The organism is Pseudomonas sp. 30_B (assembly GCF_017491605.1).
GTDB lineage: Bacteria > Pseudomonadota > Gammaproteobacteria > Pseudomonadales > Pseudomonadaceae > Pseudomonas.
Genome location: NZ_JAFGYY010000373.1, coordinates 1 through 440, shown reverse-complemented (window position 1 = coordinate 440; position 440 = coordinate 1). Strand labels below are relative to the sequence as shown.

The window sequence follows — 440 nt, the reverse complement described above, 5'->3', positions numbered from 1 at the left end:
GTGCCACGTGCGGTCCGCGACGCTCATCCGGTAGGCCGGCTGCCGATCGAACGGCGACGGCAGTTGCCGCTCGATCCGGAAGAACGGCGTGAAGATCTCGCGGATCGGCTGGCCGAAGCCTTCGGCCGTGTCCTGCATGCGCGCGGTCACGAACGGATTGCCGCACGACCACGGCGCCGCGCGCCGCAGCCTGCCGTGATAGAAGCGCCGCACGAGCAGCCACGCGAGCGCGCAGCACGCGACGAAGAACAGCATGAAGAGCGCCGGCATGTAGCTCGCGCGCGCGGTGGACACGGGCGCGAACAGCAGCCACCCGTGATTCGTGCCCGCGATGCCCGCGCCGACGAGCGCGCGCGTGAGCGCATCGAGCACCTTCACGTACTGAACGGGCGCGAGGCCGAGCAGCACGCTCGCGGCCGCGAACCAGCCGAACGCGATCC

At 70.9% G+C, this 440-nt stretch carries 1 protein-coding gene; it reads right to left on the bottom strand.

Annotated features, from left to right (window positions below; translation table 11 throughout):
- On the bottom strand, positions 1 to 440 hold a 440-nt coding region (locus J5M67_RS28710), incomplete at both ends, for a hypothetical protein (protein ID WP_207888714.1).